This window comes from Streptomyces sp. NPDC107765 (assembly GCF_055657085.1).
The window spans coordinates 333,057-357,828 of record NZ_JBVKBL010000005.1 but is presented as its reverse complement, the minus strand read 5'-3'; the positions used below and the strand labels follow the sequence as shown (position 1 = coordinate 357,828).

At 71.4% G+C, this 24,772-nt stretch carries 25 protein-coding genes; 13 read left to right on the top strand and 12 right to left on the bottom strand.

Features of this window, described 5'->3' with window-relative positions; genetic code table 11:
- Window positions 1-35: 35 nt before the first annotated feature.
- From ACZ7MX_RS15600 to ACZ7MX_RS15590, 3 genes are all read left to right on the top strand, one after another.
- Window positions 36-1,193, top strand: coding sequence for a low temperature requirement protein A (locus tag ACZ7MX_RS15600; RefSeq protein ID WP_472132281.1), 1,158 nt, complete (start codon window positions 36-38; stop codon window positions 1,191-1,193).
- A gap of 360 nt (window positions 1,194-1,553) precedes the next feature.
- Window positions 1,554-2,387, top strand: a complete 834-nt coding sequence (locus ACZ7MX_RS15595) for a L,D-transpeptidase family protein (protein ID WP_472132279.1) — start codon at window positions 1,554-1,556, stop codon at window positions 2,385-2,387.
- A gap of 7 nt (window positions 2,388-2,394) precedes the next feature.
- Entirely contained in the window at window positions 2,395-3,534 is a 1,140-nt protein-coding gene (locus tag ACZ7MX_RS15590) for a P1 family peptidase (protein ID WP_472132277.1), read from the top strand.
- Between the two features lie 97 nt (window positions 3,535-3,631).
- Here the strand turns inward: ACZ7MX_RS15590 and ACZ7MX_RS15585 are convergent, their stop codons facing one another.
- Window positions 3,632-4,348 (bottom strand): VIT1/CCC1 transporter family protein, encoded by a 717-nt coding sequence (locus ACZ7MX_RS15585; RefSeq protein ID WP_472132276.1) that lies wholly within the window; start codon window positions 4,346-4,348, stop codon window positions 3,632-3,634.
- A gap of 83 nt (window positions 4,349-4,431) precedes the next feature.
- Between ACZ7MX_RS15585 and ACZ7MX_RS15580 the strand changes: the two genes are divergently transcribed.
- A complete protein-coding gene (locus ACZ7MX_RS15580) occupies window positions 4,432-5,064 on the top strand; it encodes a YIP1 family protein (RefSeq protein ID WP_472132275.1) in 633 nt (210 codons plus the stop codon).
- A gap of 67 nt (window positions 5,065-5,131) precedes the next feature.
- On the opposite strand, the gene ACZ7MX_RS15575 is transcribed toward ACZ7MX_RS15580, so the two are convergent.
- Complete coding sequence (locus ACZ7MX_RS15575) at window positions 5,132-5,446, bottom strand: hypothetical protein (RefSeq protein WP_030417271.1); 315 nt, start codon at window positions 5,444-5,446, stop codon at window positions 5,132-5,134.
- A 283-nt stretch (window positions 5,447-5,729) separates the two neighbouring features.
- Between ACZ7MX_RS15575 and ACZ7MX_RS15570 the strand changes: the two genes are divergently transcribed.
- Window positions 5,730-6,980 (top strand): CaiB/BaiF CoA transferase family protein, encoded by a 1,251-nt coding sequence (locus ACZ7MX_RS15570; protein WP_472132274.1) that lies wholly within the window; start codon window positions 5,730-5,732, stop codon window positions 6,978-6,980.
- 83 nt (window positions 6,981-7,063) lie between these two features.
- Window positions 7,064-8,395 (top strand): L,D-transpeptidase, encoded by a 1,332-nt coding sequence (locus ACZ7MX_RS15565; RefSeq protein ID WP_472132273.1) that lies wholly within the window; start codon window positions 7,064-7,066, stop codon window positions 8,393-8,395.
- Between the two features lie 248 nt (window positions 8,396-8,643).
- Here the strand turns inward: ACZ7MX_RS15565 and ACZ7MX_RS15560 are convergent, their stop codons facing one another.
- Window positions 8,644-9,516 carry an NAD(P)-dependent oxidoreductase gene (locus ACZ7MX_RS15560; protein WP_472132271.1) on the bottom strand — a complete coding sequence of 291 codons (873 nt, stop codon included), beginning with the start codon at window positions 9,514-9,516 and terminating at the stop codon, window positions 8,644-8,646.
- Window positions 9,517-9,710: 194 nt separating this feature from the next.
- The gene (locus tag ACZ7MX_RS15555; RefSeq protein ID WP_472132269.1) at window positions 9,711-9,995 is read right to left on the bottom strand and encodes a hypothetical protein; all 285 of its coding nucleotides are present in this window, start codon (window positions 9,993-9,995) and stop codon (window positions 9,711-9,713) included.
- Window positions 9,996-10,093: 98 nt separating this feature from the next.
- Between ACZ7MX_RS15555 and ACZ7MX_RS15550 the strand changes: the two genes are divergently transcribed.
- Genes ACZ7MX_RS15550 through ACZ7MX_RS15540 form a run of 3 tightly spaced genes read left to right on the top strand, consistent with a single transcriptional unit; the run spans window position 10,094 to window position 11,614 of the window.
- Complete coding sequence (locus ACZ7MX_RS15550; RefSeq protein WP_472132267.1) at window positions 10,094-10,420, top strand: type VII secretion target; 327 nt, start codon at window positions 10,094-10,096, stop codon at window positions 10,418-10,420.
- A 25-nt stretch (window positions 10,421-10,445) separates the two neighbouring features.
- Complete coding sequence (locus ACZ7MX_RS15545) at window positions 10,446-11,192, top strand: hypothetical protein (RefSeq protein WP_472132265.1); 747 nt, start codon at window positions 10,446-10,448, stop codon at window positions 11,190-11,192.
- Window positions 11,193-11,224: 32 nt separating this feature from the next.
- Window positions 11,225-11,614, top strand: coding sequence for a hypothetical protein (locus ACZ7MX_RS15540; RefSeq protein ID WP_472132263.1), 390 nt, complete (start codon window positions 11,225-11,227; stop codon window positions 11,612-11,614).
- A gap of 71 nt (window positions 11,615-11,685) precedes the next feature.
- Here the strand turns inward: ACZ7MX_RS15540 and ACZ7MX_RS15535 are convergent, their stop codons facing one another.
- The 4 genes from ACZ7MX_RS15535 to ACZ7MX_RS15520 form a co-directional block, all read right to left on the bottom strand.
- The gene (locus tag ACZ7MX_RS15535) at window positions 11,686-13,833 is read right to left on the bottom strand and encodes a PTS fructose transporter subunit IIABC (protein WP_472132261.1); all 2,148 of its coding nucleotides are present in this window, start codon (window positions 13,831-13,833) and stop codon (window positions 11,686-11,688) included.
- Between the two features lie 193 nt (window positions 13,834-14,026).
- Window positions 14,027-14,974 (bottom strand): 1-phosphofructokinase, encoded by a 948-nt coding sequence (gene pfkB / locus ACZ7MX_RS15530; RefSeq protein ID WP_472132545.1) that lies wholly within the window; start codon window positions 14,972-14,974, stop codon window positions 14,027-14,029.
- Window positions 14,975-15,054: 80 nt separating this feature from the next.
- The gene (locus ACZ7MX_RS15525) at window positions 15,055-15,861 is read right to left on the bottom strand and encodes a DeoR/GlpR family DNA-binding transcription regulator (protein ID WP_472132259.1); all 807 of its coding nucleotides are present in this window, start codon (window positions 15,859-15,861) and stop codon (window positions 15,055-15,057) included.
- Window positions 15,862-16,134: 273 nt separating this feature from the next.
- Window positions 16,135-17,136, bottom strand: a complete 1,002-nt coding sequence (locus tag ACZ7MX_RS15520; RefSeq protein ID WP_472132257.1) for a sigma-70 family RNA polymerase sigma factor — start codon at window positions 17,134-17,136, stop codon at window positions 16,135-16,137.
- Window positions 17,137-17,395: 259 nt separating this feature from the next.
- On the opposite strand from ACZ7MX_RS15520, the gene ACZ7MX_RS15515 reads away from it, so the two are divergent.
- Both ACZ7MX_RS15515 and ACZ7MX_RS15510 read left to right on the top strand, forming a co-directional pair.
- A complete protein-coding gene (locus tag ACZ7MX_RS15515; RefSeq protein ID WP_472132255.1) occupies window positions 17,396-17,959 on the top strand; it encodes a GNAT family N-acetyltransferase in 564 nt (187 codons plus the stop codon).
- Between the two features lie 220 nt (window positions 17,960-18,179).
- The gene (locus tag ACZ7MX_RS15510) at window positions 18,180-18,752 is read left to right on the top strand and encodes a hypothetical protein (protein ID WP_472132253.1); all 573 of its coding nucleotides are present in this window, start codon (window positions 18,180-18,182) and stop codon (window positions 18,750-18,752) included.
- Between the two features lie 94 nt (window positions 18,753-18,846).
- Here the strand turns inward: ACZ7MX_RS15510 and ACZ7MX_RS15505 are convergent, their stop codons facing one another.
- The gene (locus ACZ7MX_RS15505) at window positions 18,847-19,383 is read right to left on the bottom strand and encodes a pyridoxamine 5'-phosphate oxidase family protein (protein ID WP_472132543.1); all 537 of its coding nucleotides are present in this window, start codon (window positions 19,381-19,383) and stop codon (window positions 18,847-18,849) included.
- A gap of 297 nt (window positions 19,384-19,680) precedes the next feature.
- Here ACZ7MX_RS15505 and ACZ7MX_RS15500 point away from each other — a divergent pair, with 297 nt between their 5' ends.
- On the top strand, window positions 19,681-20,745 hold the full coding sequence (locus ACZ7MX_RS15500; protein WP_472132251.1) for a questin oxidase family protein: 1,065 nt from the start codon (window positions 19,681-19,683) through the stop codon (window positions 20,743-20,745).
- A gap of 32 nt (window positions 20,746-20,777) precedes the next feature.
- Here ACZ7MX_RS15500 and ACZ7MX_RS15495 read toward each other — a convergent pair whose 3' ends face one another.
- Entirely contained in the window at window positions 20,778-21,545 is a 768-nt protein-coding gene (locus tag ACZ7MX_RS15495; RefSeq protein ID WP_472132541.1) for a dioxygenase family protein, read from the bottom strand.
- Between the two features lie 162 nt (window positions 21,546-21,707).
- Between ACZ7MX_RS15495 and ACZ7MX_RS15490 the strand changes: the two genes are divergently transcribed.
- Complete coding sequence (locus ACZ7MX_RS15490; protein ID WP_472132249.1) at window positions 21,708-22,205, top strand: MarR family winged helix-turn-helix transcriptional regulator; 498 nt, start codon at window positions 21,708-21,710, stop codon at window positions 22,203-22,205.
- A gap of 155 nt (window positions 22,206-22,360) precedes the next feature.
- On the opposite strand, the gene ACZ7MX_RS15485 is transcribed toward ACZ7MX_RS15490, so the two are convergent.
- Together ACZ7MX_RS15485 and ACZ7MX_RS15480 are read right to left on the bottom strand one after the other, a co-directional pair.
- Complete coding sequence (locus ACZ7MX_RS15485) at window positions 22,361-23,887, bottom strand: MFS transporter (protein ID WP_472132247.1); 1,527 nt, start codon at window positions 23,885-23,887, stop codon at window positions 22,361-22,363.
- A 196-nt stretch (window positions 23,888-24,083) separates the two neighbouring features.
- On the bottom strand, window positions 24,084-24,758 hold the full coding sequence (locus ACZ7MX_RS15480; RefSeq protein ID WP_472132245.1) for a TetR/AcrR family transcriptional regulator: 675 nt from the start codon (window positions 24,756-24,758) through the stop codon (window positions 24,084-24,086).
- Window positions 24,759-24,772 lie beyond the last annotated feature (14 nt).

The following is a 24,772-nucleotide window of genomic DNA, read 5'->3' as shown; positions in this document are numbered from 1 at the left end:
CCGGCCGGCCGGCCCGGCCGACGAGAGGAGCCGATGTGCCGGTCCGCATGCGCGCCCGCCACCGCGACGAGGCGCACCGCGCCGCCACCCCGCTGGAGCTCTTCTTCGACCTGTGTTTCGTCGTGGCGGTCGCCCAGGCCGGCCGCCAGTTGGCGCACGCACTGGCGGAGGGCCACTGGGGGCACGGCGTGTCGGGCTATCTGATGCTCTTCTTCGCCGTCTGGTGGGCGTGGATGAACTTCAGCTGGTTCTCGTCGGCGTACGACACCGACGACCCGCTGTACCGGGTGGTGACGCTGGTCCAGATGGCGGGCGTGCTGATCCTGGCGGCGGGCGTGCCGCGGGCGTTCGTCCGCAGCGACTTCAGCGTCGTCTGGTTCGGCTTCCTGGTGATGCGGCTGGCGATGGTCGCCCAGTGGCTGCGGGCCGCCCTGGGCAGCGCGGGCGCCGCACGGCGGACCGCGCTGTGCTACGCCCTGGGGGTGACGGTGTGCCAGGTCGGCTGGCTGGGCCTGCTGGTCCTGCCCCGGGCGGACGTGCCGTGGGTGTTCCTCGTCGTGGCCCTGCTGGAGCTGGCCGTTCCGGTGCTGGCGGAGCGGGCGCGGCAGACGCCCTGGCATCCGCACCACATCGCCGAGCGCTACGGCCTGTTCACCATCATCGTGCTGGGCGAGACGGTCGCCGCGGCCACCCTCGCGGTGCAGGCGGCGCTGGACGAGCACGAGGAGCTGGGCCGCCTGCTGCCGATCGCGGCCGGCGGGCTGCTGGTGGTCTTCTGCGCGTACTGGATCTACTTCGCGGTGCCCATCCACCTCCATCTGCGTTCGAACCGCCAGGCGTTCGTGTGGGGCTACGGCCACTACCTGGTGTTCGCGTCGGCGGCCGCGGTCGGGGCGGGCATCGAGATCGCGGTGGCGCAGGCGTTCGGGAGGACGCGGCTGTCGACGGCGGCGGCCGCCGGGTGCGTCACGGTGCCGGCCGCGCTGTTCATGTTCACCGTCTGGCTGATCCATTCCCGTCACCAGAAGCGCGGGCCGGCGCAGCAGCTGGTGCTGCCGTTGTCGTCCGTGCTGGTGCTGGTGTGCACCTTCGCGGGCCGCTGGGCGGTGCTCGCGGCCGGGCTGGTGGCGTCGGCCACGGTCGCGGTGGGCGTCACCCTTACGGCCCGTCAGGGCACCGCTCTGGCGGAATAGGCCCCGGACCACCCCTACGGGCCCCCGGCAGGGCGTCCCCCACACGCGTGCCGAACGGCCGTACCTGTCCGGGCATCACCCTGATTCCGCATCAGATCCGGCCATCTTCGGGCCGTGCCCCGGCCCGGGGTCAGCACCGCGGACCGCGCCGCCGCCAGCCCATTGCCCGTCAATTACCCTCCGATGGATCCCACTTCCCAGGAGCTCGCGCTGTTGTTCCCCCGGCTGCCCCCCGGCCAGCGGAGGCGCCCCGACACAGACGCGGTAGGGTGCAGATTGCCCTTTTTATGACAGGGGGAGTCCCTTACGGGAAGCTCCTTGAGGGCCCGCCCACCGTCCGTACCTGAGGAGACGCCAGACATGGCCCGCCACGCCCAGACCCGCGCGCGGACGAGACTGTCCCGGCGCAGCAAGGCCGTGAGCGGTCTCGCCCTCGCCACGCTCGTCGGCACCGCCCTGTGGGCGTGGCCGGCATCGGGTGACGACCACGAAACCCGGACCGACGCCAAGAGCACCATGTCCACGACGGCTTCCGGCCCGGACACGCCACGCACCCCCGCCGCCGCGGCGAAATCCGCCCCGAACGCCGCACCCGGCGTCCCGGCCGGCCGGCCGATCCCCGGCCTCAGCGACGCGGCCCGCAAGGCGATACCGGCCGACTCCCGGCAGGTGCTCGTCGTCACCGGCAAGGGCATGGACTCCTACGACTCCCAGGTCGTCCTCTACACCCGCGCGGAGGACTCCGACACCTGGGAGCCGGGCCCCACCTGGTCCGCGCACAACGCCGCCCACGGCTGGACCGACGACCACCGCTACGGCGATCTGCGCTCCCCCATCGGCGTCTACGCGCTCACCGACGCCGGCGGCCGGCTGCCCGCCCCGGACGGCACCAAGCTCCCCTACGACCACAACGACAGCTTCGTCGCCGACGGCACCGGCGTGGAGGGCGAGCCGCTGGCCGGCGCCTTCGACTACGTCATCGCCATCAACTACAACCGCGAGCCCGGCACCTCCCCGCTGGACCCGCACCGTCCCTGGGGCGACTCCAAGGGCGGCGGCGTCTGGCTGCACGTCGACCACGACGGCCCGACCCAGGGCTGTGTGAGCCTCAAGCCCAAGGTGATGCGGGAGCTGCTGCGCACCCTCGACCCCGATCTGCACCCGGTCATCGTGATGGGACCGGCCCATTACTGAGCGGGCCGTGGACGCCGGGCTCCCCGCCGGGCCGCGGGACGCGCTGACCGACGTCCTCGGCCTGCGGGTCGGGCACGCCCGGCGGACCGGCGGGGGCGCGCTGACCGGCACCACCGTCGTCCTCGCGCCGGAGGGCGGCATGGTCGCGGCCGTCGACGTGCGCGGCGGCGGCCCGGGCACCCGGGAGACCGACGCGCTGGACCCGCGCAATCTCGTGCCGCGCATCGAGGCGGTCGTCCTGACCGGGGGCAGCGCCTACGGCCTTGACGCCGCGTCCGGCGTCGTCGGCTGGCTGGAGGACCACGGCCGCGGCTTCCGCGTCGGTCCCGACCCCGCCCAGGTCGTACCGGTCGTCCCGGCCGCCGCGCTGTTCGACCTGGGCCGCGGCGGCGACTGGCGGGCCCGCCCGGACGCCGCCCTGGGCCGCGCGGCCGCCGAGGCCGCGGCGGCCACCGGCCCCGGCGCACCGGTCGCCGAGGGCAACACGGGCGCCGGCACCGGCGCCGTCGCCGGGGGCTTCAAGGGCGGCACCGGCACCGCGAGCGCGGTCCTCCCCTCGGGCGTGACGGTCGCCGCGCTGGCCGCCGTCAACGCCGCGGGCTCGTTCGCCGATCCCCGCACCGGCGCCCTCTACGGCCTGCCGGACGCGGCCCCGCCCGACCCGGAGGTGCACACCGCCGCCCTCCGCCGCCTGGCCGAGGCCCGAAAGACCTCCGCGGCCCGCTTCGCCGCTTCGGTCCGTCCTCCGCTGAACACCACCCTCGCCGTGGTCGCCACCGACGCCGTGCTCACCCGCGCCCAGGCCCAGAAGCTCGCCGGCACCGCGCACGACGGGCTGGCCCGCGCGCTCCGCCCGGTGCACCTGCTCTCCGACGGCGACACCGTCTTCGCGCTCTCCACCGCGGCCCGCCCGCTGGTCCCGGACGCCACCGCCGCCACCGACCCCGCCTTCGGCGTCCATGTGGAGGCCGGTGCCCTGAACGACATCCTGGCCGCCGGTGCGGACGTACTGACCCGCGCGGTGGTGCGGGCCGCGCTCACCGCCCGGACGGTGGACGGCCCCGGCGGCTGCTTCCCCTCGTACCGGGACCTGTACGGCTACGAAGGCGACTGTGCCGGGAATACCCCGCCCGGCCCGTCGAGTTGAGGCTCCGCAGGGGGCCCTCGCATCCCCTACGGGATCTGTTCGACCCTCCCCTACGGGATCCCCAGCCCCGGAGGAGGGCGCCTTCCGGGTGGCCGCGTCAGGCGCCGGCGGCGCTCAGCAGGGTTCCGGCCGCGTAGGTGACCGCCATGGCCAGGGCGCCGCCGCCGGCGTTCCGCAGGACTGCGCGCCCGGGCGGTGCGGCACCCAGCCGGGCGCTGGACCAGCCGCAGACCGCCAGCGCGACCAGCACCGCCACCACCGTGATCCACAGCCGGTGCGCGGCGGGCGGCAGCACGATCGCGAGCAGCGGCAGCAGTGCCCCGGCGGTGAAGGCGAGGAAGCTGGCCGCGGCCGCGTGCCAGGGGTTGGTGAGTTCGTCGGGGTCGATGCCCAGCTCGACCTCGGCGTGTGCGCGCAGCGCGTCGTGTTCGGTGAGCTGCTCGGCGACCTCGCGGGCGAGCTGCCGCTCCAGCCCCTTGCCCTCCAACAGGTCGGTCAGCTCGACCAGTTCGGCCTGCGGTGCGGTCGCCAGCTCCCGCCGCTCCAGGGCCAGCGCCGCCTTCTCCGAGTCGCGCTGGGTGGACACCGAGACGTATTCGCCGGCCGCCATCGACATCGAGCCGGCCAGCAGCCCGGCCAGACCGGCCGTCAGCAGTGTCGCGCGGTCCTGGGTCGCGCCGGCCACCCCGACGACCAGCCCGGCGGTGGACACGATGCCGTCGTTGGCGCCGAGCACCGCCGCCCGAAGCCAGTTGAGCCGGCTGCCGAGGCCGCCGCCGTGCGCCTCGTCGTGCTCCGGAGTCTGCAAGGTCACCTCCTGAGGTTCTCATCCGTATCCCTTGTGCCCCGCCCGACGCCCCCGCCGCACCCCGGTTCGGCCGGTGGTAGAACGGCCGTATGTCCGCACCACCCCCCTCCCGCCCGCCTCAACACCCGCCGCCCACACTCGTCCAGCCGGCTGCCCAGGCGCCCGCAGCGCCCGCGCCACGCCGCCGACTGTGGTGGCACCGGCTGATATTCGGGCTCTGGTACCGGCCGGTGGAGGTCCTGGACGAGGCGCGGGACCGCAGCGCGTGGAGCGCGGCGGTGCTGCTGTCGTTGATCAGCGGCGGCATCGGGGTGCTGTCGGTGGACGCGTTCCGCGGCCAGTGGGCGGCCGACCGCTCGGCCGCGCTGCAGCTCGTCGGGCTGGCCGAGGCCGGGGTGCTGGTGGCGAGCCTGGCACTGGGCGCGGTGACCCATGCGATAGCCCGCACGCTCGGGGGCAGCGGCCGGTTCGCGCCGACCGCGAGCCTGTTCATCGTGCTCTTCTGGGTGACGGACCTGCCGCGGCTGGCGATCGTCGCCTGGCTGCCGACCGACGCCACCTTCGTCCAGGCCGCGACCTGGACGACCTGGGGCTTCGGCTACGTCCTCGCGGTGCTGCTGATACGCGGCCAGCACCACCTGCCGACCGGGAAGTCCGCGCTGTCGGTGACGGTGCAGATGCTGGCCGCACTGGCCCTGCTCAGGCTGGGCCCGGTCCGCTGAAGCGGGCCGGCGCTTCCTCGTCCGTCTCGGGGGCCGGCCGGTCCGGGTCCGGCCCCCGCGGCACCGGTCAGCTGCGGCTGGTCAGCTGCCGGACGAGCTCCTCGAACGCCTCCCGCTCCGCGGCGCTGAGCTCCACGCACTCCGCCGGGGGCCCGGCCGGCCCGGTCTGCCGGGGCACCGAGCCGAGCAGCTCCGGCGGTTCGGGGAGCCGCTCCGGGCCGGGCGTCGCGTACCGCATCCGCATCTCGCGCCGGTCGCGCCGCATGGCCGCCTCGTACCGGCCGTTCCGCAGCAGTCTGACGATGCCGACGACCCAGAGCACGGCCACCGCGAGGAGCACGCCGAGGCCGATCTGCTGCAGAATCGAAACGGAGGGGAGCATGCGGTCCTCCAGGACGTATGAGGCGCTGGGCTAGAGCCAGTAGACACCACGCATCCACGGTTACAACAGAGGATCTTGGGACTTAAGTCCCGAAGTGACGCATCTCCTATGACATTTCGCTACATTTCTGGTGCGCCTCCGGGTCCGTACGACTGCATATACGTACCGAAGAGGCCGACCCGTCAGGGTCGGGGCCGTGTCCTTGGACACCCCGGACGCTTCCCCGCGGCGCGGCCGCCGCCCACGATGGCGGCACATCGCCCGCGACGTGAGGAGCACCGCCGTGCCGCAGCCGCCCCGCCCGCCCGCGTCCCCGCCCAGCCGTGCCCTCGACGGCATCCTCGTCGCGGACTTCAGCCGGGTGCTGGCCGGCCCGCTGGCCGCCGCGACGCTCGCCGACCTCGGCGCCGAGGTGATCAAGGTGGAGCGGCCGGGCACCGGTGACGACACCCGCGCCTGGGGCCCGCCGTTCGGCCCGGACTCCGCCCTCGAGGAGCCGGAAGGGAGCAAGGGCGGAGCGCAGCGGAGCCGCACGGCCGCGTACTTCGACGCCGCCAACCGCTCCAAGCGGGGGCTCGCCCTGGACCTCGGCGACCCGGCCGACGCCGCCGCGGCCCGCGAGCTGGCGCGGCGGGCCGACGTACTGATCGAGAACTTCCGGCCCGGCTCCCTCGCCAAATACGGCCTGGACCACACCGCCACCCGCGCCGCCAACCCGGGCCTGGTGCACTGCAGCATCACCGGTTTCGGCTCCGGCGCGGGGGCCTCGCTGCCCGGTTACGACTTCGTCGTGCAGGCCGTCGGCGGGCTGATGAGCATCACCGGCGAGCCCGGCGGTCCACCCCTGAAGGCGGGGGTCGCGCTGGTGGACGTGCTGACCGCCAAGGACGCCACGACCGGCATCCTCGCCGCGCTGCGCCACCGCGACCGCACCGGCCGGGGTCAGCTGGTGGAGGTCAATCTGCTGTCGTCCCTGTTGGGTTCGCTGGTCAACCAGGCGTCCGGCCACCTGGCCACCGGCCGCGACCCGGGCCCGATGGGCAACCGCCATCCGAGCATCGCCCCGTACGAGACGCTGGCCTGCCGGGACGGGCGGCCGCTGGCGGTCGCGGCGGGCAACGACCGCCAATTCCGGGCCCTGGCCACGGCGCTGGGCGCCCCGGAGCTGGCCGACGACCCCCGCTTCGCCCGCAACCAGGACCGGGTACAAAACCGTACAGACCTCATCAAAGCACTGGAGGACCGGCTGGCCTCCGACACCCCGGAGAACTGGACCGACCGCCTGCTCGCCGCCTCCGTCCCCTGCGGCCCGGTCAACACCCTCTCGCAGGCCCTGGAGTTGGCCGGACGGTTCGGACTCGACCCGGTCACCCCCGTCGGCGAGGGCCGGATCCCCCAAGTCACCAGCCCGCTCCGGCTCTCGGACACGCCGGTGACACCACCGACGGCCCCACCCCGCCTGGACGAACACGGCACCGCACTGCGAACCTGGCTGTCGGGACCGGCCGACCACCCCCTCCCTCCAAGAATGTGACCTTCGTCACAACATGGCCTGACCCGCAACCAAATCTGCCCGTAGGTGCTGTTTACCAGCACGGAAATACACAACACCCCTGTATGGAGCAGCTCGTGACATCGCCGGACACCCCCGCGCCCGATCGGTCCCGCACCCCGCACCAGCTGTTCCCGTCAGCCGAGCAGCAGGTGACCGGCGCCCCGCGCCGCACCCGCCGGATGCGTCGCACGCTCGCGGTGACCGCCCTGCTCGCAGCGGGTGCGCTGGCCCTGTCGGCCTGTGGCGGCGACGCCGAGGCCGGGGGCAACGACGACGGGAAGAACGGCCAGGCGGGCGCGGACGCCGCGGCCAAGAAGGACGCCTCGGACGCCAAGATCACCGTCTCCTCGAAGGACGGCGCCACCGACGCCAGCATCAACGACACCGGTGTGAAGGTCACCGGCGGCAAGTTGACCGACGTCAAGCTCACCGTCGCCGACTCGGGCGCCACCGTGGCGGGCGCCATATCGGCCGACGGCACGTCCTGGAAGCCCGGCGTCCAGCTGGAGCGCGGCACCAAGTACAAGATCACGGCGAACGCGAAGGACGCCAAGGGCCGTTCGGCCACCGAGAACGCCACCTTCTCGACCGTCTCGTCGGCCAACAGCTTCATCGGCACCTACACCCCCGACAACGGCAAGACCGTCGGCGTCGGCATGCCGGTGTCCTTCAACTTCGACAAGGTGATCACCAACAAGAAGGACGTCCAGTCCCACATCAAGGTGACCTCCAGCAGCGGCCAGGAGGTCGTCGGCCACTGGTTCGGCGCCCAGCGCCTGGACTTCCGGCCGGAGGACTACTGGAAGGCCGGCTCCAAGGTCACCATGAAGATCGACCTGGACGGGGTGAAGGGCGGCAACGGCATCACCGGCGTGCAGTCCAAGACGGTGTCCTTCACGATCGGCCGCTCGCAGGTCTCCACGGTCGACATGAACACCCAGACCATGACGGTCAAGCGGGACGGCAAGGTCCTCAAGAGGGTCCCGATCTCCGGCGGCAGCCCCGAGCACCCCACCTACAACGGCAAGATGGTGATCTCGGAGAAGTTCGAGCAGACCCGGATGGACGGCTCGACGGTCGGCTTCGGCGGTGAGTACGACATCAAGGACGTCCCGCACGCCATGCGGCTGTCGTCGTCCGGCACCTTCATCCACGGCAACTACTGGGGCTCCCCGTCCGTCTTCGGCAACTCCGGCACCAGCCACGGCTGCGTCGGCCTGCGCGACAGCAAGGGCGGCGGGGGCGACACCCCCGGCAAGTGGTTCTTCAACGAGTCGCTGGTCGGTGACGTCGTCGTCGTGAAGAACTCCCACGACAGGACGGTCCAGCCGGACAACGGCCTCAACGGCTGGAACCTCTCCTGGTCCGACTGGAAGGCGGGCAGCGCGACCTGACCCGCACCCCAGCCAAGCAAAGCGGTGGCCGGCCCCAAAGGGGCCGGCCACCGCTTCGTCTGTCCCCCCATGAGGGCGTAGGCCCGCCCCCACCCACCCGCACACGGGGAGGTCTCCCCAACGGGAGGGGACGGGCCGGAGGGGCCGGGTGTGTGGGCTTCGCTTCCGAGGGCTCGATAAAGAGCGAAGGCGGAGCGCAGCGGAGCGTAAAGCGTCAGCAGTCCACACACCAGGCCCCGGAGGCCCGGCTACAGCAACAGCTCCACCACCCCCGCGAACCCCTCGCTCCCGTGGCCGTCCGCCACCCGCCGCTCCATCAGCGCCAGCACCGGCGCCCACAGCTCCGGGCTCACGCCCTGCGCCCTCGAGACGTCCCCGAGGGCGTCGTGCGAGACCTGCATGGCCAGGGGCGACCCGGTGACCGAGTAGTCGCCGGAATCGATCTGCTCCGCCATGGCGGGCAAGCCGCCGGCCATCGCCTGGAGCCAGGGCACCAGCAGCGTGCTCGTGAACCCGGCAACCGACCCGCCCGCCGAGCGGATCAACGCCGCGGCGTGCGCGAAGCCGCCGAACATCCCGTACATCCCGCTCAGCAGCGCAAGATCGTTGAGCGGTGCGAGCCCGGGCTCCTCCCCCAGGTAGACGCTCCGCGCGAAGGAGTCCAACAGCCCCCGGTGCGTGTCGAAGGCCGTCCGGGACCCGCTGTACAGCACGAACGCCTGCGGCGTCGCCAGTATCTCCGGCACGGCCATGATGCCGCCGTCGAGGTACTCGCCCCCGAGCGCGGTCACCCGCTCCGCCATCTCCCGGGCCTCCGCGGGCGACCCGTTGGTCACATTGACCACCACCCGCCCCTGCAACCCCGCCGGCCCACCGGCCTGTTCCAGCAGCGGCCCGACATCGCCGTAATCCAGGATGCAGACGATCACGACGTCACAGCCGTCCACCGCCTCGGCCACCGACCCGGCTTCCCGCGCCCCCCGCGCAACGAGCTCCCCGGCCCTCCCCGGCGTACGGTTCCACACCCGCACCGCATGCCCTCCCGCCACCAACGCCCCGGCCAGCGCACTCCCCATGCTCCCCAGCCCCAGCACCGCAACACCGGTCTTCTCCACCGACACGACAGAACTCCCCCTCCACCTGGGTACCCGCGATCTCTCGCGCTCTCGATCTTTCGATCTCCCGCTCAGTCTTGGCCCAGGCAAAAGCAGGAACAAGTACCCACTTTTCAGTGCGTACTTACCTGAAGGTGGCTGACTTACTCCCAGGTGAGTGAGGCAGGAAATCCAGCGCCGGCGCCCGCCCCTTCACCCCGTCAGAGCACGTCCTGCAACAGCAGACACAACCCCACGGCGAGCGGATAACAACCTGCCCCGACCAGTACCAGTGCCCGTCGCGAGGTCCGCCGCCCGTACCAGATGAGCCCCAGCCCCGCATGCATCACCACTGCCGCGAGCACGGGAAGGTCCTTGCGCAGCTCATAGGCGAACGCGAAATACAGCCACATCCAGGGGATGAGCACCCCGAAGGCCAGGGGAAGGTACGACCAACCACGCACTTGTCGCTGCAGATATTCGTCGGCCGGGTTGGCGGGCTCCAAAGGCGGTAGGTCATTGCCGCTGCCACCGAAATTCCTTACCATCGCTGCAAACTAACAGCGGGCAATGTTCGAGTCAAGAGTAAACCAAAAGGGCACGCGTGGAATTTTCGGTCGAACCGGACGATTTGAACGCATTCGGCAAACAAGTACGGCGAGCAGCCGATGACGTGGACGAGGCGCGGGACTACATCAAACGTTCTTGCGAAATGCTCGCTTCGGACGTAGGTCCGATTTCAACGGTGGCGCAACTGTGGGGCGGCGGTCACGAAGACGTCGTAGGGCGCGTCCAGAACACCATGAAGGCACTGCACAAAATCCTGGCCAACTCCTCCGAAGAACTGCTGAAATCTGCGAGGCATTACGACACTACCGACCGGGAGCAATCCCGGAAGATGGACGCCACATACCCGGCGTCCAAGCGGTGAGCAAGCAGCGGACGAGGGGACACGCATGGGATTTGCAGACGTAGCCGAGCCGACGAGTCGCCTGGTGGCACCGCATGTCGACGCGGACAAGGAGGAGCCGGAGGGCGGGGTCGTCAAGGATCTGCTGTCGTTCGGCGACGTATTGAGCCCGTCCTGGTTGATCAGCAAAGGATTGGAGCTCGCCTTCGACTTCAACCCTGTCGACGAGGCCAAGAAATTGATTGCCGGCGACTGGGTCGAATATGCCCAGTGCGCCAAGGCGTGGAAGGCCATGGGGGACTTTTGCGAGGACCTCTCGAAGAACATCGCGGCCGGAAATAAAGCCATGGACTCATCCTGGAACGGAAACGCCGCAGACGCCGCGTACATCTATTTCGAGACCCTGGCCAAAGACCTCGACCAGATGAAAGAATCTTTCGTCGCCCTGAAGGAGAACTACGAGAAAACGTACGAAGAGGTTTGGAATGCCGCCGAGGCGTGTGGCGATTTGCTCAGTGGAATTCTCGACACTGCGGCCCTGGTCGGGCTGACGGCGCTGGCCGGGGCCTCGACCAGTTTTACGCTGTTCGGACCGGTCGTCGCGGCAGGTGCAGTGGCCGGAGAAATCATCGCGATGATCAATATGTGGTCCAAACTGACCACCACCATCAGCGCCCTGCAGACGTCGATCAACGGCTCGGTGGGCCTCGTGAGCGGCATCAGCGCGTCGATCGAGAACAAGACCATCAACTTCCCCGTGCCGGGGCGGGCGTACGACAGCCCGGTGGCGTAGCAGACGGGTGTCAGTGAAGAGCGGAGAGCGCAGTGCAGCACGGCAATGAGCATCGCGAGGTCGGTGACGAGGAGTTCATGAGCCTGGCCCGCGACGAGGCCAAGGCGAGGATGCTCAGGAAGATCATGCGGAATCTTTCACGGGGCAACGAGGGCGATCCGCTCACGGAGATGGCCAGGGACGTGATGTCGGGGCGCAAGGGGATCCGGGAGGCCATTCGGGAAGCTCCCCAGGACGAGTCCCTCCTCGTAAGGTTCGAGACCTTTCAGCAGCGCTGGGATTCCATGTCGGAAAGCGACCGCCTGGCGGCCGAACGCGAGGCCAGGGGCTACCTGGAGGAACAGCGTCAGGAAATCGTGACGGAGCGGGAGGCCTCCCAACGGGCGAGTTCGACTCCCCCGCGGCACAGTCCCCGGCGCTGAGAGTCCGCAGCAAGCAGGCCGGGCCCCGGGACGCCTGTGGTGGCGGTCCCGGGGCCCGGTGGGGCGGAGGGTCAGGCGGCGGCCGGGGTGGTCGGGATGACGGGGTGGTCGGGGGACGGGGTCTCGGCCGGGGTGGTGGGGGTGGGCTTGCGGAGGGTCTTGAGGAGGAGGACCAGGGCGGTGCTGACGCACGTACCGGCGGCGATGGCGAGCAGGTAGAGCAGCGGCTGGCCGATCAGCGGGACGACGAAGACGCCGCCGTGCGGGGCCCGCAGGGTGCAGCCGAAGGCCATCGACAGGGCGCCGGTGACCGCGCCGCCCACCATCGCGGAGGGGATGACGCGCAGCGGATCCGCGGCCGCGAAGGGGATCGCGCCCTCGGTGATGAAGGACGCCCCCAGCACCCAGGCCGCCTTGCCGTTCTCCCGCTCGGTCTTGGTGAAGAGCCGCCCGCGGACGGTCGTCGCCAGTGCCATCGCCAGCGGCGGGACCATACCGGCGGCCATCACCGCGGCCATCACCTTCAGGCTGCCCTCGTTGGGATTGGCCAGACCACCGACCGCGAAGGCGTAGGCGACCTTGTTCAGCGGCCCGCCGAGGTCGAAGCACATCATGAGGCCGAGCAGCGCGCCGAGGATGATCGCGTTGGCTCCGGACAGCCCGGAGAGCCAGTCGGTCAATCCCTTCTGCAGTGCGGCGATCGGCTTGCCGACCACCAGGAACATCAGGAAGCCGACGAGTGCGGAGGAAACCAGCGGGATCACGACGACCGGCATGATGCCGCGCAGCGGTGCCGGGACGTTCAGGCGCTGGATCGTCATCACCACCCCGCCCGCGAGGAGACCGGCGATCAGACCGCCGAGGAAGCCCGCGTTGATGGTGAGCGCGATGGCTCCGCCGACGAACCCGGGGACGAGCCCGGGCCGGTCGGCCATGCCGTACGCGATGAAGCCGGCCAGCACGGGGACGAGGAAGCCGAAGGCGACGCTGCCTATCTGGAACAGCAGGGCCGCCCAGCTGGCGGACTCGGTCCAGAGGAAGTGGTCGGCGACGGACGGCGCCTTGTTGATCGTGTAGCCGCCGATCGCGAAGGCGAGCGCGATCAGCAGACCGCCCGCGGCGACGAACGGAACCATGTAACTGACGCCGGTCATCAGCCACTTGCGCAGGCGGGTGGCGTAGCCGTCGGCGGCGTCGGCACCTCGGTCCATGGGCACGGCGGGCCGCGCGGCGGTGGCGGTCCCGCCGATCTCACCGGTCTCGCCCCGGGCGGCCTTCTCCCGTACCTCCGCGATGAGTTCGGCGGGGCGGTTGATGCCCGCCTTCACCCCGACGTCGACGATCGGCTTGCCGGCGAACCGCTCCCTGTCCCGTACCTCGACGTCATGGGCGAAGATCACGCCGTCCGCGTCGGCCACGAGCTGCGGATCGAGCCGCTTGAACCCGGCCGAGCCCTGCGTCTCGACGAACACCTCGACACCGGCGGCCCGTCCGGCCTTCTCCAGCGACTCGGCGGCCATGTAGGTGTGCGCGATGCCGGTGGGGCAGGAGGTGATGGCGATGATGCGGAAGGGGGTGGGGGTGGGAGGGGGAGTGGGGGCTGAGGTGGCCTCCGGCTCCGGAGCGGCCTCCGGCTCCGGAGCGGCCACCGGCTCCGGAGCGGCCACCGGCTCCGGGGCGGCCGTCGGCTCCTCCGCCGCAGTGGCCTTCCCCGGCTCCTCCGTCCCAGTCTCCTGCCCCGGCTCCTCCGCCGCGGTGGCCTCCTCCGGCTCCTCCGGTGTCTCGCCCCGTATCAGCGCTGCCGTGCGGCCCGGCTCGGTGGCGGAGCGCAGGGCGCCGGTGAAGGACTCGTCCATGAGGTGGCGGGCGAGGGTGGAGAGGATCGACAGGTGGTCCGCGTCGCCGCCCGCCGGGGCCGCGATCAGGAAGATCAGGTCGGCCGGGCCGTCCGGCGCCCCGAAGTCGATTCCGGCCGCACTCCGCCCGAAGGCCAGCGTCGGCTCGGTGACGTGCGCGCTGCGGCAGTGCGGGATCCCGATGCCGCCGTCCAGCCCGGTCGGCATCTGGGCCTCACGTGCGGCCACGTCCGCGAGGAAACCCTCCAGGTCGGTGACGCGACCGGACGCGACCATCCGCTCGGCCAGCGACCGCGCGGCGGCGTCCTTGGTGTCTGCGGACAGGTCGAGATCGACCAGGTCCGCGGTGATCAGCTCGCTCATCGCGGGCTCCCTTCCATACCGGTCCGAGCGCCTGCCGGGCGACCGACCCTCGCGAACAACTCGTCGGCGGACGGCAGCACGCACCCACACTCCGCGGCTGCCACCGCCCTGCCCCCACTCCCCCGGCTCTTGATGACACCCGCCCGCCCGGGCATGACACCGGCCCGCCCGTGCACGACACCCGCCCGCCCGTTCATGACACCGGCTCCGTCAGCGGCCGGTCGTACGGCACGTCATCGGTGGTCATGACCGCCGAGGGAACGAGATCCCGCGGTGTCGGCATCTGGCTGCCGGGCAGTTGGACGGCGGCCGCGCCGTGCGCCACCGCGGCGGCCAGCGCGGCCGTCCCCGTACCGCCGGCCGCGAGGAATCCGGCCAGTGACGCATCGCCGGCCCCCACGTTGCTGCGGACGGCGGCGACCGGCGCGCTGCCGAAGTGGGTGCCGCCCTCGTCGACCAGCAGTTGGCCGTCCGCGCCCAGGGAAGCGAGTACGGCCCGCGCACCGCGCGCCCGCAGCTCCTCCGCGGCCTTGACCGCCTCGCCCACGGTCGCGAGCGGGCGGCCGACGGCCTGTGCCAGCTCCTCGGCGTTGGGCTTGACGACGTCCGGCTGTTCGCACAGGGCTGCGGTCAGCGACGGGCCGGACGTGTCCAGGGCGATCCGGGCCCCGGCACCGTGCGCCCGGGCGACCAGCTCCGCGTACCACTCGGGCGCCAGGCCGCGCGGCAGGCTGCCGCAGCAGGCGATCCAGCCGGCGCCCGCCGACCGTTCGCCGACCGTCGCGAGCAGCGCCTCCGACTCGTCGGCGGACAGCTCGGGACCGGTCGCGTTGATCTTGGTGAGGGTGCCGTCGGGCTCGGCGACCGAGATGTTGGAACGGGTCTGGCCGGCCACCGGTACGCCCACCACCTCGATCCCCTCCCCGTTCAGCAGCGCGGCCAGCGCCGCGCCCGCGGGGCCGCCCAGGGGCAGTACGGCGAGGGTGCGGTGTCCGGCGGCGGTGAGCGCCCGGGAGACGTTGACGCCCTTGCCGCCGGGGTCGATCCGGTCCGCGGTGGCCCGGAGCACGGCCCCGCGGTCCAGCGCCGGGATCTCGTACGTACGGTCCAGGCTGGGGTTGGGCGTGACGGTGAGGATCATGGGCGTCTCGGAGGGGGGCGTAGGCGTATCGGAGGCGGCCATGGGCGCCTCGGAGGGCGTCGCGGGCGTATCGGAGGAGGTCATGCGCGTACCACTTCCGTGCCCGCGCGCTCGATGGCGAGGGCGTCGTCGGGGCTCAACCCGGTGTCGGTGATGAGCAGGTCCACGTCCGAGAGGTCGCCGAAGCGGGCGAAGTGCCGCTGCTCGAACTTGCCGGAGTCGGCGAGCAGGACGACCCGGCGGGCGGCGCGGATCAGCGCCCGCTTGACCGCGGCCTCCGCCAGGTCGGGGGTGGTCAGCCCGCCGTCGAGGGAGAAGCCGTTGGTCGCCAGGAACAGCACGTCGGCGTTGATCTCGCGGTAGGCGCGCAGCGCCCAGTCGTCGACCGCGGCCCGGGTACGGTGCCGGATCCGGCCGCCTACGAGGTGCAGGGTCAGCCCGGGGTGGTCGGCCAGCCGCGCGGCCACCGGCAGGCCGTGGGTGACGACGGTCAGCTCGGCCTCCAGCGGGATCTCGGCGGCGAGCCGGGCGGCCGTGGTACCGGCGTCCAGGATCACGCTGCCGAAACCGCGGCCGCGGGGGGACCCGCCGCCGTGCTCGCCGTTCTCGCTGCCCGGGAGCTCGGCGAGGGCGGCGCGGGCGATGCGCACCTTCTCGTCGGCGGCGACGGCGTCCCGCTCGGCGAGGTCCGGCTCGAAGTCCAGCCGGCCGGCCGGGATGGCACCACCGTGCACCCTGCGCACCAGGCCGGCCCGGTCCAGCGCCTTGAGGTCGCGCCGAACGGTCTCGGCGGTGACCTGGAACTCCTCGGCGAGCGAGAGCACATCGACCCGCCCGCTCTCACGTGCCAGTCGCAGGATCTCCTGCTGCCGTTCCGGTGCGTACATCGCGTTTGTGTCCGTTTCCCTGCCCGAACCTGTGGTTTCACTCCGAGGTTACGCCCACATGTGGGGCGATGTAAACAGACTCGGGCGTCAGTCGGACTCAAACAGACATCGGTAGGGGTATCTCAGCAGACAGGGGCGGGGGCGGCGGGCAGGGGCGGGAGGCAGGAGGCAGGGGCCGCGCCCGGGCGCCGCAACAAAAGGACGAGCCCCGACGCCGCGAAGGGCACCGGGGCTCGTCCTGCTTGCCGGGGAGGGGTTACCGGGTCACCGGGGTTACGCGGCCGCGTCGAACCCCGTGTCGTGCGCCATCCGCTTCAGCTCCAGCAGTGCGTGCTTCTCGATCTGCCGGATCCGCTCGCGGGTGAGGCCGTGCTGCTTGCCGACCTCGGTCAGCGTGCGCTCGCGGCCGTCCTCGATGCCGTAGCGCGCCTTGATGATCGATGCGGTGCGGTGGTCGAGGCGGTCGATGAGGTCCTCCAGCTCCTCGCTGCGCAGCAGCGTGAGGACCGACTGCTCGGGCGAGGCCGCGGAGGTGTCCTCCAGCAGGTCGCCGAACTGGGTGTCGCCGTCGTCGTCCACCGACATGTTGAGGCTGACCGGGTCGCGGGCCCAGTCCAGTACGTCGGTGACGCGGGCGGGCGTGCTGCCCAGCTCGCCGGCGACCTCCTCGGGCTCCGGGTCGCGGCCGTTCTCGCGGTTGAACTCGCGCTGCACCCGGCGAATCCGGCCCAGCTCCTCGACGAGGTGCACGGGCAGCCGGATGGTGCGCGACTGGTCGGCGATGGAGCGGGTGATCGCCTGACGGATCCACCACGTGGCGTACGTCGAGAACTTGAAGCCCTTGGCGTAGTCGAACTTCTCCACGGCCCGCACCAGGCCGGCGTTGCCCTCCTGGATCAGGTCGAGCAGGGGGAGCCCGGCGCGCGGGTAGCGGCGCGCCACCGCGACGACCAGCCGCAGGTTGGAGCGGATGAAGACGTCCTTGGCCTTGGCGGCCTCCGCGGCCAGCGCCTCCAGCTCCTCACGGCTGGCACCTGCGGCATTGCCGTCGGTGACCTCGCCGTCCAGGATCTGCTGGGCGTAGACACCCGCCTCGATGGTCTGGGACAGCTCGACCTCCTTGGCGGCGTCGAGCAGGGGTGTACGCGCGATCTCGTCGAGGTACATGCCGACCAGGTCGCGGTCGGCGATCTCCCCGCCTACAGCGCGAACACTGTTGGCCCCGTCAGAAGCGCTGGTGCTTTCCTGACGACGGGCGACGGCACGGGTTGCCATGCGTGTGCTCCCTTTGCGATGAGTCGGTCGCGGGACGGTGGGGCGGGCCGGTTGGTGCACCGACGTGCTGCGACGTGTGCGGGGCGACATGGCGCGTCGCACCGGCTGACGTGCGCCGATACCGGTAGGGCATCGACTGCGATGCTTGCCGAGTGGCCCGTCCGAAGGAAACAACGGCTGGAATCCGGACAGAATTCCCACACGGCGCGGCTATTTTTCTGATCATGCAGTACCCTGCGCCCGCAGCGAGGGAGGCCATATGCCGTTAGAGCAAGGGGGAGTGCAGGTCAGAGCGGGCGTCGAGGCGGACCTTCCGGCCCTTACGGATCTTTACAACCACTACATCCGTGAGACTCCGGTCACCTTTGACCTGGAGCCCTTCACTCCCGAGGAGCGCCGCCCCTGGCTGCTCTCCCACCCTCAAGACGGCCCCCACCGCCTTCTGGTTGCGCAGCTACCCGCAGAACGGGCAAAAAACACCCACAACGGGCCAGGTGAGCCCCCGGTGGCTCCGCTCCTCGGCTACGCGACCAGCAGCGCCTTCCGCCCCAAGGCGGCCTACGCCCCGTCCGTCGAGGTCACCATCTACTGCGCGCCGGAGGCCGCGGGCCGCGGCGTCGGCACGCTCCTCTACGAGGCCCTGTTCGAGGCGCTGGCCAAGGAGGACGTGCACCGCGCCTACGCGGGAATCACCCAGCCGAACGAGGCGTCCGCCCGCCTGCACACCCGCTTCGGCTTCCGGCACATCGGCACGTACACGGAAGTGGGCCGGAAATTCGACCGCTACTGGGACGTGGCCTGGTACCAGAAGGACCTCGGGTGAAATCTCGGCCGAGGACCTCGTGAGGACACCTCGTAAGGCCATTGCGCCGCTCCGGCCGTAAGGCCCTTTCGCCGCTCCGGTTGACGCGGCGGCCCCCCGGGTGTCGCCTGGACAGAAGGCGTGCCCGGTAGCCAGGAAGACGCCTGGGCGCGCAGGCATACGGGAGTGGGTCCGGGGAACGCGGGCCCAGGACCAGCGGGGCGATCGAGAGGAGCCCGCCATGGACCAGCACGCACGCCGGCACGGCGCGAGGGCCGCCCGCTCACACGGCACGGTCGAGGGCGAACACGGAGCCACCGCCGGCCCCCGCCCCGGCTCCGCGGAACGGGCCTCCGACAGCTCGGGGACCTCACGCCTGGCGGCCATGGCCGAGCGCGTCCCGGCCACCGTCACCTGGCCGATCATCGCGGCGCTCGCCTTCGGCCTGTTCACGATCTTCCGCACCCACACCGCCGGCATCAAGGGCGGACCGGCCCTGCTGTACGGAGTGGCCGCGGCCGTGGTCAGCGGCGTCCTCGGGCTGCTGGTGGCGCACTACCAGTCGTCCATGCTCACCGAGACCCGGGCGCTCGCCTACGGCGGACTCTTCGGGGTGTCGATGGGCTGGGTGTACAGCCTGGGCGGCGAGTCGCTGCTGAAGTCGTGCATCTTCGGGTTCGTCATGGGCGGGATCATGTTCATCTCCGCTCTCTACCTCTTCCGCGCCCACAGCGCCCGCGAACCACACGGCCGGCACCGCACGCGCCAGGCGCAGGACACCCAGCGCCGCCGCCTGCCCGCCGCCACGCACTGACCCCGCCACCTGCACCGGCGCGTGACCGCACCGACGCTTGGCCGCACGCGCACGCGCACCCGCACCCGCGCCGTCAGCGGCGCGTCCTCCGACGTCAGCCGAACGTCAGCGTCGCGTCCTCCGACGTCCGCCGTATCGTGCGCAGCGGCCGCCCCGGCGACCAGGTCTCGACCACCACGTACGGGCTCTCGATATACGTGCGCACCACCTCGGTCACCTCCGCCCGGAACAGCTGGAACGGCTCGGGCGGATGCACCTCCGCGGCATAGCGCGCGATCAGCTCGGGGTCGGTCACCTCGACCGCCCGCCCGGACACCCGTACGTCCCCCGGCTCCGGCACCTCGGCGTGCTCTCCCGGATTGGCATGGAGCGAGAACCGGGGATCGCGCCGCAGGTCCAGGACCTTGCGCGAGCCGTTCATCATCCCCAGCCACAGCTCCCCGTCCCGGAAGTCCGCCTCCAGGCCACTGAGTCGCGGAGCGCCATCCCGCCGGAGCGTGGCCAGCACGTGGTGCCGGTACGCCGCGAAACGCGTTCGCACCCGCCCGGCCAGCTCGGGCGCCGCCTCCTCGACCACTGCCCAGGCGACCCCGGCGACCCCGGCGCCCCCCGCGCCACTTCGCCTCGCCATGCCGCCACTCATACCGCTGATGCCGTCGCTCATGACGTCACTCTCCCCCCGATACCCGACACCTCCTGTCGGGATTTCCGTGCCGGATGGACCGGCGCTCCTGGCAGCCGATCCGCCACTGACCTCAGCGTGCCACCCGCCACTGACAATCGCCCCCGACCGCGGTCGCTCACCCCCGCGCCCGTGCATCCGTCCCCCGCATCCGTCCCCCATCCCCCCGCCCCCATGGCCTTACGACCAGCGCCGTAAGCCGAAAGCCCGTTACGTTCCCGCCCGCGGCCGACCTAGCCTCGCTCCATGGAAACGACGAGCGGCACACTCGACGAGGCGTTACAGCGCCTGCACGCATCCGGGCCCGAATTCAAGGGATTCCTGAGCAACCACGGCCCGATGGCCATCGAAGCGATGGTCCGCAACGGCCAGGCCCGCACCGTCCATCGCTGGCTCGACGCCTACGAGCACAAGCTGGAGGACGTACCGGTCGCCAAAGCGCCCGTCACCGACGCCAACTGGCAGCGGGCACTCGGGGAGACCGACCGGGTCACCGACTGGACCGCGTACTTCACCGAGCGGGTCGCCGAACGGCCCTGGCGGGACGTCCTCGCCGAGTGGTGGCCGCGGCTGCTCCCCGGTATCGCGGGCGCCGCCACCCACCCGGTCATCCGCCTGGGCCACGCCGTCCGCAGCCTCCTGGCGGAGGGTGAGAACGCCCCGGGTGAAAATGCCCCGCGATTGGCGGAGTTCGCGCACGCCCTGGGGTACTGGGCCGCCCGGCACCTGCTGCTCCCCACCGCCGTGCACCCCACGGGCCGCGCCACCCCGGCCGAGGCCCTCGCAGCCGTTCCCCGTATTGCCGACCAGCGTGTGGCGCCGGTCCAGGGGTACGCTCAACTCCCCGACACCAAGGGGTGGTTGGCGACGACCGAGTCGCTGCACGTCCCCGAGGACCCGGAGGCCGTACGGGAGGGCCTGACCGCGCTCGTCCGGGCCGCCACCCTCAACTACGGCGATTACGGCCACGGGAACGGCATCATGCTGGTCCACGCCGCCACCGCGCCGAACGCGGTCCTGCGCATCCTGCCCGCGCTCCCCCAGGACCTCTGGGCGCCCTCCTTCACGGTGGCCTGGGCGGCCACCTCGGCGATCACCGCCATCTACGCCGCGGACACCCCGCGCCGGGCCCCGGACGCCGGCTCCCTCACCCCGGAGGAGGTCTTCGCGCGGGCGATCGCCAACGGGAACGAGCACGCGATCAAGTTCGCCGACACCGCGCTGGACGTGGCCGCGGCCTCCGAGGACGGCGACACCCGCGCCCTGTCGGCGGCCCTGAACGCCGTGGCGCTGATCGACGTGGACGACTGACCGGACGAGCCCTGAGCCGGTCCGCCCGGTCGTCAGCCGTACTGCAGCGACCGCTTCGCCAGCCCCATCCAGAACCCGTCGATCACACTCCGCCCGCTGTCCAGCTGCCCCTGGGCGTCCGCGGCCCCCAGGGTCACGAACAGCGGCGCGAAGTGCTCGGTGCGCGGATGCGCCAGCCGCCCGGCCGGCGCCTTGTGGACGAAGTCGAAGAGGGCATCGAGGTCCTGGGCCTCCAGGGCCTGCCGCCCCCAGTCGTCGAACTCCGCCGACCAGGCGGGCGTGCCGTCGTGGGACTGCCGCAGCGCCGCCAGGTTGTGGGTGAAGAACCCGCTGCCCACGATCAGTACGCCCTCGTCGCGTAGTGGGGCGAGCCGGCGGCCGGTCTCGTACAGGAGGCGCGGATCGAGCGTGGGCATCGAGACCTGGAGGACCGGAACATCGGCGTCCGGGTACATCTCGACGAGCGGGACGTACGCGCCGTGGTCGAGCCCCCGGTCGGGGATGTCCACCACCGGGGTGCCTGCGGTCCGCAGCGTCTTCCGTATGCGCTCGGCCAGCTGTGGCGCACCGGGCGCGGGGTACCGGACCTCGTAGTAGTGGCGCGGGAATCCCCAGAAGTCGTGGACGAGCGGCACGGTCTCGGTGGCGCCGAGGGCGATCGGAGCCGCCTCCCAGTGTGCGGAGATGATCAGCACCGCCTTCGGGCGCGGCAGCTGCGCGGACCAGGCGGCCAGTTGGGCCGGCCACAACGGGTCGTCGGCGAGCGGGGGCGCGCCATGACTGAGGTAGAGAGCCGGCATTACAGACATCACATCTCCATGGCGTCACACTGGCGGTAGTCGGTGAGGCAAAACATCCGGCCACCGCAGGCAATTACTTGAATCTTCAAGCATCGACTTCCAGTCTACCCCCGACGTTGTTAAAATTTAAATAACTCTCCGAGCGGTGAGAGAGTGGATGGCATGAGCAACGAACCCGCAGTCGAGCCGCGTTGGCTCAGTGACGAGGAGCAATACGCCTGGCAGTGCTACCTCCACGCCACCACGCTCCTGGAGGACCACCTCGACCGTCAGCTCCAGCGTGACGCCGGGATGCCGCATGTCTACTACGGGCTGCTCGTCCAGCTCTCCCGGGCACCGCGGCGCCGGATGCGGATGACCGAGCTGGCCCAGAACGCCAAGATCACCCGCTCCCGGCTCTCGCACGCGATCGCCCGCCTGGAGAGGAACGGCTGGGTGCGGCGCGAGAACTGCCCGTCCGACAAGCGCGGCCAGAACGCGTACCTCACGGACGAGGGCATGCGGATGCTGGAGAAGGCCGCCCCGGGACACGTCGCCGCCGTCCGCGCCGCGATCTTCGACCGCCTGTCGCCGGAGCAGGTCGGCCACCTGGCCGAAATCTGCCAGGTGATGGCCGAAGGACTGCAACCCCAAGGCGCCGACCTCCCCTGGCTCCGCTGACCGTTCAGCGAAGCCGGGGAAGGCCGGCGTCCGGCGCCCGGAGGGGCGGGTGAGGCCCCGTAGAGGGGGTCACCCGTCCGAGCGAGGTAAGCGGCGCGTAGGAGTCCGGTAAGAGTCGGGCGCGGCCGCATCGGTGAGAGTCGGCGCGGAGCGCCTCAGTGGGCCATCACCGGGACCGGGACCTCGTCCGCGTCCTCGGCCGCGCGCCTGCCGTCGGCCGAGGAGGCCGCCGGCGAACCGGCGCCGGGACGCCCGGTGTTGATGAGGGTGAAGGCGATCGCGCCGGCCAGCAGCAGGATGCCGACCGCCCACCAGATGGCGGAGGTGTAGCCGTGCACCATCGACTGGAGCTTGAGCAGGTCGCGGGAGCGCGCACCGGCCGCGTGTGAGGTGGCGTACGCCGTGGTGGCGCTCGCCGCGATCGTGTTCAGCAGGGCCGTTCCGATCGCGCCGCCCACCTGCTGCGAGGTGTTGACCATCGCGGAGGCGACACCGGCGTCGCGCGGCTGGACCCCGTAGGTGGCCAGCGACATCGCGGGCATGAACGCCGTACCCATGCCGAGGCCCATCAGCAGGAAGCCGGGCAGGATCAGCGCCGGGTAGGACGTGTCCAGGTCGATCTGGGTCAGCACCAGCATGCCGGTCGCGGCCACCACGAAGCCGGGGGCCATCAGCAGCCGCGGCCGGATCCGGGTCATCAGCCGGGCGCCGATCTGCGTCGAGCCGGTGATCATGCCCGCGACCATCGGGAGGAAGGCCAGACCGGTCTCGACCGGCGTGTAGCCCTTCACGATCTGCAGGTAGTACGTCAGGAAGAGGAAGAGGCCGAACATCCCGATCACGGCCAGGCCGAGCGACGCGTAGACACCGGCACGGTTCCGCTCGGCGACCACCCGCAGCGGCAGCAGCGGGGCCTTGACCTTGGACTCGACCAGGACGAAGGACAGCAGCAGCACGGCGGCCGCGGCGAACAGTCCGAGCGTCGGGCCGGCCAGCCAGCCGTCGGACTCGGCGCGGGTGAACCCGTAGACCAGCGAGACCAGACCGAGCGTGGCCAGGACGACGCCCGGGATGTCCAGCCGGGAGGGGTTGCGGCTGTCCGCGGGCTCCCGGATGACCAGGTAGGCACCGGTCGCGGCAACCACGGCGAACGGGATGTTCACGAAGAAGGTCCAGCGCCAGTTCATGTACTGGGTGAGCACACCGCCGAGGATCAGACCCACGGCGCCGCCACCACCGGCGATCGCACCGAAGATGCCGAACGCCTTGGCGCGCTCCCTGGCCTCGGTGAAGGTCACGGCGAGGAGGGAGAGGGCGGAGGGCGCCAGCAGCGCGCCGAAGAAGCCCTGCAGTGCCCGCGCACCGAGCAGCACGCCCTCGTTGGCCGCGGCCCCGCCGAGCGCGGAGGCGAGCGCGAATCCGGCCAGCCCGGTGATGAAGGTCCGCTTCCGGCCCCACAGGTCGGCGACCCGCCCACCGAACAGCAGCAGCCCGCCGAAGGCCAGCGCGTAGGCGGTGATCACCCACTGCCGGTTGGCGTCGGTGATGCCGAGGTCCTTCTGGGCGGAGGGCAGCGCGATGTTCACGATGGTCGCGTCGAGGACGACCATCAGCTGGGCGAGCGCGATGAATATCAGCGCTTTCCAGCGCCGGGGATCGACGGACGGGACGGTTTCAGGCATGGCGGGATCCACCTAGTGGGGCGTGAGCGAACAGGAGCGAAGAACGGGACGGGAGGGAGCAGGGCGGGACGGAGCAAAAAGAACAGGACGGGTGAAACGGAAGAGGCGATAAGCAGGGGAAGGGAGGTAACGGGCGGTGCGAGGAGGTGTGGCGCGTCAGGGCTTCCGGCGTCCGGTCAGGACTTCCGGTGTCCGGTCAGGACTTCCGGCGCCTGAGGTCCTCCAACGTGGCGGCACAGCCGGGGAGTTCGGAGCGGGCGGGCGCCTGCAGGCCGTCCAGGAACAGCTGCAGGTGCCGGTGGACGAACCTGTCGAAATCGACGCAGCCGCTGCCCGGCAGCGGCCGGGTGAGCTGGGTGATCGCGATCATCAGATCACCGACGGCGATGTCGGTGCGCAGCTGACCGCTGTCCCGCGCCGCGCCCATGAGGGCCTCGACGGCCGCCTCCAGGCGATCGCGCGCGGCGAGCAGATCGGGGTGGTCACGGTCGACGCCGTCGGAGAGCAGGGGGCACAGGGCCCCGATCTTCTCCTCCACCGCAGCGTGGACGAAGCGCCTCAGCGCTTGGAAGGCATCGGACTCCTCGGCAAGGACGGATTCCGCCTGGTCCGCGGTACGGGACATGACGGAGAGCGTGACGTGGTGGATCAACTCCAGGCGATCCGCAAAGTGACGATAAAGCGTCGCATTGCCGACCCCCGCGCGTCGAGCGATTTCATCGAAGGGGACATCGGCCCCGAACTCGACCATCGTCTCGCGGGCGGCGGCGATGATCCGCTCCCGGTTGCGCAGCGCGTCGGCCCGCAGTCGGGGTGACGACGCACCGCACTTCGCCGTCTTGGCACTCGTGGCGCCGACGCCCACGGCCATCCGACTCACCCCTT